This window comes from Mycobacterium sp. (genome assembly GCF_032162105.1).
Classification (GTDB): Bacteria; Actinomycetota; Actinomycetes; order Mycobacteriales; family Mycobacteriaceae; genus Mycobacterium.
The window spans coordinates 1-6,983 of record NZ_JAVRPS010000713.1; the positions used below are offsets into that span (position 1 = coordinate 1).

The following is a 6,983-nucleotide window of genomic DNA, read 5'->3' on the forward strand; positions in this document are numbered from 1 at the left end:
CAAGATCTCGAACTGCACGTAGCTCAGACCGCCCTCGGCCTGCAGCTGCTGCCGCACCGCGTACTGCAGCAAGCTGACCGCCTCCGTCAAAGCAAAATACGTCCGCATCTGCGCGGGCTGGAGTGGATCAGCCATACCCCCCACTGTAATGCTTCGATGTAGAAGCAAATGCCGCCGGCAGCAGATGGTGCTTTGCAAGGCGTCACCGCCCGCACGCCTCGGGGCAAGGGCGCCGTGGCGAAGAGGGTCGGATTGCCTCGACATCGGGGAAAGGCAGGCGGCGCGTCGTCCCGCTCCCGAATATCGGGAAGCACTGCGGGGCCCTACGCCTGACGTACCAGGGGTTGGACAACGTGGTTACGTAGATGATCGAAGACCACCTCGGTGCGGACACCGGCAACCTCGCGTCGCTTGGTTAGCGAGTCAAGCACGAAATCGCGGAGTGCCTCGGTCGAGGCCACGGCGACGTGAACAAGCAGGTCCTCGGTGCCTGTGGTGACGAATACCTGCAGTGTCTCGGACAATTCAAGAACGAAATCGCGAAAACCGTGGACTACTTGGCGCGATTGTGGCCGCAGCCGCACGGTGATCATCGCCTGCACCGGGCGCCCCAGTTCGGCGAGGTCCACGGTGTAGTGAACGCCGGCCAAGACGCCCCGCTGCCGCAGCGCGCGGACCCTCTCACCGGCGACGACGCGAACCGGGCCGAGGTGGCGGCGAGAAGTCGTGCCGACTTGGACCTCGTCGGCATGGCGGTACGTGCCGAGCACAGGGTCGTCGACAAGATCGTTGACGGACTCAAACTTCATCGCTGACAACCACATTCGTGCTCTAGCCAAATTCGATCGACGTGTCAGGCAAGCGCCGCTCGGTGCGCTCGATCCCGCACGCCTTCGGTGCCCCAGATACCCATCCCACGGCAATGACCTGTGACAAGGGTCACGCACCAAAGGGAATTGCTTCGATATCGAAGCGGTTGCGCAAGAGGTAACTGCTTCAAGTTCAAAGCAACTAACGAAGGAGAGAATCATGAAGGCTGTGCGATACCACCGCTATGGAGGAAGCGACGTGCTCGAATACGAGGACGCCCCCCGACCGGTTCCCGGGTCGCGGCAGGTTCTGATCAAGGTCGCCGCCACCTCGTTCAACCCGGTGGACGCCGGCATCCGCGGCGGCTATCTGGCCCAGGTGTACGAGATCAGCTTTCCGCACACCCCCGGCGTGGACGTGGCGGGGACCATAGCCGAGATCGGTGAGGGCGTGCAGGGCTGGAACGTCGGCGACGCGGTCGTGGCATTCCTGCCGCTCGACGCCGATGGAGCGGCCGCCGAATACGCGCTCGCGCCGGCCGAGTCACTGGCTGCCGCCCCGACGTCGGTGGCACTGGCCGATGCCGCCGCCCTGCCGGAGGCCGGGTTGACCGCCTGGCAATCCCTTTTCGAGATCGCCGGGCTCACATGTGGTCAGTCGATCCTGATCAACGGAGCGTCCGGTGCGGTGGGCGGCTACGCCATTCAGTTGGCCAAGCAGGCCGGAGCCGTCGTCACCGCGACCGCCAAGGCGCGTGACGTCGACCGACTGCGCGAGTACGGCGCCGATCAAATCGTGGACTACATCGACTACACGGAATCGCCGATCACGGTCGACGGAGCACCCTTCGACGTAGTGCTCAACCTGGTCAGCACCACCGACGAACAGACCGAGAGCCTGATCGGCGTCGTCGTCGACGGCGGCTTCCACGTCGGCACCATGGTCTTCGGGCCCGAAAACCCCGGGCGCCAGGTCCGGACGCAGCGGGTCTTCGTGCGCAGCGACGCCGCCCAACTCGCCGGCCTCGTCAGCCGCGTCGACGACGGGCAACTGCGCATCGAGGTCGTCAACCGCCGCCCGCTCGCCGACACCGCGGCGGTGCACGACGACTCCGACGCCGGCCGCCTGCACGGCAAGACCATCCTCGTGCCCGCCGAGTAATCAACTCCTTGACCAGTAACCCTTTGCCACAACCACATGTCGCCCATGACGCGCAGCCGCGCCTACGGTCGCAGCGCGACGCTGCGTCGGCGCGGCCCCCGGCCTTCAACTCCGAGGACTACAAGGGGACGCGCCCTAGTCGACGCGCGTGGCGTGCACTTCCCAGAACGGCATGTGCATGCGGCCGTTGGTCAACCACGGTTCGATGACGCGGATCCGCTCCAGCAGCGGATTCAACTCGTCGGCCGTTTCGGGGTTGCGCGCGGCCATCATCTCGAAGGTCTCGACGCTAAGGTTTCCCTGGTAGGTGGTCGGCCCCAGATAGGTGATCTCCCAGCCACCGGCGGGAAGCACCTGCCGGAAGTCGTCCTCGGTCAGGGAGCGTGGCATGCGAAAGCCGTTCACGTTGTGCTCGCCGAACTCGAACATGTACAGCCGCGCACCGGGCTTGGTGGCGCGGTGCAGGGCCCGAGCATAGGACTTCTGCAGTTCGGGCTCGCCCCCGAACACGTGGTAGAAGGCGCAGTCGACGACGGTGTCGAACCGGCCCTCCAGTCCATCCAGCTTGGTGGCGTCGGCGAGCTGGAAGTCGACCGAGACACCGGCCTTCTGCGCGTTCCGGCTGGCACGCTCGATGGCGGCGGGCGATGCGTCGATGCCGGTGGCCGACAAGCCCTTTGACGCGTAGTGGATCGCATGGTGCCCGGGACCGGTACCGGGGTCGAGTACCTCGCCCTTGACGGCGCCCAACGCCACGAGCTGTTGGACGACCGGTTGCGGACCGCCGATGTCCCACGGCGTGGCGGCGGGCAGGCCGTGCGCCGTACGGTCGTCGCGGTACATCTCTTCAAACCGATCGGGAGCGGTCGCCCCGTCGAATGGTTGGTTCATCTGTTCTCCGCTTCTGCTCGATGAGCGAACGGTGCGCAATCGACACATCAACGATATATCGATACCTATCGCGATGCAACGCTCAAAGGGTCGCTCTGAGCACCAGCGTATCGACTGATCAAGCGATCTGATATCAGATCGTCACTACTAATCTTGGGTCAGTCGATCTACGGTTGGTCCATGCGATCCGTCGACGATCGGCCGGAGTCGTTCACCCGGACCGCGCGCAAGGCACAGATCGTCGGCTGCGCGATCGACGTGATCGCCGAGGTGGGTTACCCGCAGGCGTCGATCCGCAAGATCGCCGACCGCGCAGGCATCGCGATGAGCGCAGTGCTCTACCACTTCGGTAGCAAGGACAACCTCGTCGACGCGATCGTCGAGCACATGTACCGAACGATGCTTGCGCTCATGGTCCCGGCGCTGGCCGCCGAGACCACGGCGACGGGCAAGCTCAACGCCTACATCCGCACCAGCATCAAATACTTCGGCACCCATCGCACCGCGCTGCTGGCGCTCACCTCGCTCGGGACGAGTTATCAACCCAGCGATGGGCGCCGCTTCGATGAGCTGGGCCTCAGTCCTGAGATTGCCGAGCAGTTCGGCGTACTCGATCCGGGGCCGATCCTGCGCGCTGGCCAGCAGGACGGCGAATTCGGCGACTTCCCAGTAGGTTCCACGGCCGTCGCGCTGCGGGGCGCCGTCAACGGTGTCGTGGAGAAGATTCTGCGTGAACCCGACTACGACGTAAGGGGTTACGGCGAGGACCTGGTCGAAATCTTCGGTCGTGCCACGAGGAGTACACGATGAGCACCGTCGCGATCGCCGCGGTCGGCAGCCGTGGGGATGTCGCGCCACTCACCGGCGTCGGGGTGGCTCTGCGGGATGCCGGCCACCCGGTAGTGATGACCGCGTACACGCCCTTCGCCGACCTGATCACCGGGTGCGGGTTGGAGTTTCGTGAACTGCCCGCCGACTTCACCCCGGGCGCCGACCACGCCGACGCCACCTCGAGAGAGACCTTCGCTGCGATCTTCACGCCCCGGGGGGTGCGGGACACCGGCCAGTTAATTCTGGATGCGTTGCGCGACGTGCCTGCCGACATCCTGCTGCTCGCACCCTTGTCGGAATTGGCCGGCCATCCCCTTGCCGAGGCGAAGGGAATCCCGTCGATGGGGGTGCGATTGCAGCCGATGTCGGCCACCGCCGCCTACCCACCCACCCTGCTGGGCGCCTGGTCGGCCGGCGCGGTCGGGAACCGTTTGGCCGCGGACGCCGGCGCGTGGATCATCGACCGTCTGTACGGCGGGGTCGTCGCCGGGTTCCGCCGAGACCTCGGACTGCCGAAGCTCTCCACGCGGGTGCTGCGACATCAGCGCACTCAGGCGAATTGGCCGATCCTGCATGGTTATTCGCCCAGCGTCCTCCCGCGGCCGACCGATTGGCGGCCCGACCTACGGGTCGTGGGGTACTGGTGGCGCGCGCCGACACCGGGATGGCAGCCACCGGAAGTGCTGACCGATTTCATGGCAGCGGGTCCAGCCCCCGTGTTCGTCGGCCTCGGCAGCACCGTGGTCACCGCGCCGCGTGCAGAACAGCTGGCCGACATCATTGCCGCGCTGCGGCAGGTGGGCGTACGCGGCGTCGTCCAGGCCGGCTGGGCCGGCCTCGAAGTAGTCGGCAACGACGTCATCACGATCGGCGAGGCTCCGCATGACTGGCTCCTTCCTCAGGTGGCCGCCGTCGCGCATCACTGCGGCGCCGGGACCACCGCCGCCAGCCTGCGCGCAGGCGTCCCTACGATCGCCTTGCCAGGACTCGTTGGGGATCAACGCTTCTGGGTACGGCGTCTACACCAGCTCGGCGCCAGCGCGGCAACGATCACGCAACGCTCACTGACCGCGGACAAGCTCGCCGACGCCATTCGCGTGGCGGTCACCGACCGCCAACTCCGCGACAGAACAGGCAACTGGCCGGTCGGATCGCCGGCGAGGACGGTGCCGCACACGTGGTCGCCACCGTCGAAACCCTGCTCCGCCAATCCACCCAGTAGGAGGAGCACCGTGGCCGCTGACCCGGAAATCGTCAAGACGATCAGCGGCGATGGACGGTCGCCGACCAAGTCCGATGGTTGCGCGAGGTCCTGTCGCTCGACACACCGGCACCCAACCGTTGACGCGCTACGGCAGCCGGGAAACCAGTTCCTCGACCGCCACCCGCGGACCGGTGAAGAACGGCGTCTCCTCCCGCACGTGCCTGCGGGCGTCGGTGTAGCGCAGCTTCCACATCAGCTCGACGATGCGGGCCAGATCGGGGCCTTCGAACGCCAGGATCCACTCGTAGTCGCCCAGCGCGAACGCGGGCACCGTGTTGGCCCGCACGTCGGGGTACTCGCGGCCGGCCATGCCGTGCTCCATCAGCATCTTGCGCCGCTCGTCGTCGGGCAGCAGGTACCAGTCCAACGACCGGACGAACGGGTACACGCAGACGTAGTCGCCGGGCTCCTCGCCTGCCACGAACGCCGGCACGTGGCTCTTGTTGAACTCGGCGGGGCGGTGCAGGGCGACGACGCTCCACACTGGGTCGCTGGCCGAGCCGAGGGTCGTGCGTCGGAACGCCCGGTACGTCGCCTGCAGGTCCTCGACCCGCTCGGCGTGCGTCCAGATCATGAAGTCGGCGTCAGCGCGGAAGCCGGCGACGTCGTAGAGGCCGCGGATGACGACGCCGCCCTCTTCCTGTTGCTTGAGGAAGGTCGCGGTCTCGTCGACCACCGCGGCACGCTCCTCCCCCAGTGCTTCGGGCTGCACGGCGAAGACCGAGATCATCATGTATCTGGTCATCGAGTTGAGCGTGTCGTAGTCGAGCTTGGCCATACTCTTCATCGTGCCACGCGCGCGGCGGCCAATGACGCCGCCCGCGTGCCGGAGGCCACACACGCGGGCACCCCGATGCCGTCGAGGTAGCCACCCGCGACCGCCATGGTCGGTGGCAGGCCTGCCCGCAACTCGGCGATCAGCGCGGCGTGCCCCGGCCCGTACTGCGGCATCGCGTCGATCCACCGCTGCACGTGGCAGTCCACCGGGTCCTGGACGACGCCGAAGACGTCGGCGAGGTCGGCGGCCGCCCACGACAGCAGGTCCTCGTCCCCGGCGTCGCGGGCCAGCTGGTCGCCGAACCGGCCGAACGACAGCCGCACCAACTCGACGTTGCCGCGCGGGCCCCACTTGCGCGACGTGAGCGTCATCGCCTTGGCGTGCAACGGTTCTCCCCCGGCGACCAGCACGCCGGACCGCTCGGGCAGTGGCGTACCGCCGGGCAATGCCAGCACCACCAGCACGGTCGAGGCCACGGCGATGCGCCGGGCCGCCGCCGCGGTCCGCGGGGCGACGTGCTCGATCAGCTGCGGCAGCCGGGGTGCAGGCACTGCGAGCACCACGCCGTCGGCGTGCCAGTGCACCCCCTCGTCGTCGACCAGATCCCACCCGCCTGCCGCACGGGCGATCCGCTGCACCGCGACCTGCGCCCAGTGGAAGTCGGCCCGCCGGACGAGCTCGTCGAGCAGCACACGGTAGCCGCCGTCGACGGCGCCGAACACCGAACCGTCGGGGGGCGGCCCCGACTCCGCCAGCGCCTGGCGCACCGCGTCGGTGAGGGTGCGGGCGCCCCGGTCCAGAGCGGCGGCCAGCGGGGGCAGCGCCGCCCGCAGGCCGATCGTCGCCGCAGACCCGGCGTACACCCCGGCCAGCAGCGGGTCGACCGACCGCGTCACCACCTGATCGCCGAAGCGGTCGCCGACGAGCCCGGCCACCGTCGGGTCGGCACCGTGGCGCCACGACAACGGCCTGGTGTGTTCGTCGGCGATGCGGGCGACGGTCGCGTCATCGACCAGCCCCGCGACGGTGGAGGCCTGCGCCGGAATGCCCTGCAGCGTGCCCTGCGGCATCGGGTGCAGCCGACCTCCGCTGTAGATCAGGGGGCGCACCCCCGTCGTGCCGATCTGCCTGCCTGCGAGACCCAGTTCGGCGAGCAGTGCCGACACCTCAGGTCGCCGGGCGATGAAGGCCTCCGCACCGACGTCGACGGGCTGGCCACCCACGCGCTCGGTGCGCAGCGCACCGCCG

The 6,983-nt window shown here is 67.9% G+C and carries 7 protein-coding genes and 2 pseudogenes; 4 read left to right on the plus strand and 5 right to left on the minus strand.

The window, feature by feature from the left end:
- Positions 1-135, minus strand: a pseudogene (locus QOC69_RS36175) (MarR family winged helix-turn-helix transcriptional regulator); the annotation flags it as partial.
- 188 nt (positions 136-323) lie between these two features.
- The gene (locus QOC69_RS36180; RefSeq protein ID WP_526447672.1) at positions 324-770 is read right to left on the minus strand and encodes an Lrp/AsnC family transcriptional regulator; all 447 of its coding nucleotides are present in this window, start codon (positions 768-770) and stop codon (positions 324-326) included.
- Between QOC69_RS36180 and QOC69_RS36185 the strand changes: the two genes are divergently transcribed.
- Together QOC69_RS36185 and QOC69_RS36190 are read left to right on the plus strand one after the other, a co-directional pair.
- Positions 735-815, plus strand: coding sequence for a hypothetical protein (locus QOC69_RS36185; protein WP_526447683.1), 81 nt, complete (start codon positions 735-737; stop codon positions 813-815). The genes QOC69_RS36180 and QOC69_RS36185 overlap by 36 nt on opposite strands.
- Before the next feature lie 214 nt (positions 816-1,029).
- Positions 1,030-1,971: an NADP-dependent oxidoreductase gene (locus QOC69_RS36190; RefSeq protein WP_526447674.1), complete on the plus strand. Its 942-nt coding sequence runs from the start codon at positions 1,030-1,032 to the stop codon at positions 1,969-1,971.
- A gap of 135 nt (positions 1,972-2,106) precedes the next feature.
- On the opposite strand, the gene QOC69_RS36195 is transcribed toward QOC69_RS36190, so the two are convergent.
- Positions 2,107-2,862: a class I SAM-dependent methyltransferase gene (locus QOC69_RS36195; RefSeq protein ID WP_526447675.1), complete on the minus strand. Its 756-nt coding sequence runs from the start codon at positions 2,860-2,862 to the stop codon at positions 2,107-2,109.
- Between the two features lie 180 nt (positions 2,863-3,042).
- Here QOC69_RS36195 and QOC69_RS36200 point away from each other — a divergent pair, with 180 nt between their 5' ends.
- Positions 3,043-3,672: a TetR/AcrR family transcriptional regulator gene (locus tag QOC69_RS36200; RefSeq protein ID WP_526447677.1), complete on the plus strand. Its 630-nt coding sequence runs from the start codon at positions 3,043-3,045 to the stop codon at positions 3,670-3,672.
- Positions 3,669-4,915, plus strand: a pseudogene (locus QOC69_RS36205) (glycosyltransferase). The gene QOC69_RS36200 and the pseudogene QOC69_RS36205 overlap by 4 nt, the downstream one beginning before the upstream one ends.
- 127 nt (positions 4,916-5,042) lie before the next feature.
- Here QOC69_RS36205 and hemQ read toward each other — a convergent pair.
- Both hemQ and QOC69_RS36215 read right to left on the minus strand, forming a co-directional pair.
- Positions 5,043-5,735: a hydrogen peroxide-dependent heme synthase gene (gene hemQ / locus QOC69_RS36210; protein ID WP_526447679.1), complete on the minus strand. Its 693-nt coding sequence runs from the start codon at positions 5,733-5,735 to the stop codon at positions 5,043-5,045.
- A gap of 5 nt (positions 5,736-5,740) precedes the next feature.
- A partial coding sequence (locus tag QOC69_RS36215; RefSeq protein ID WP_526447681.1) for a protoporphyrinogen oxidase occupies positions 5,741-6,983 on the minus strand: 1,243 nt, incomplete at its 5' end.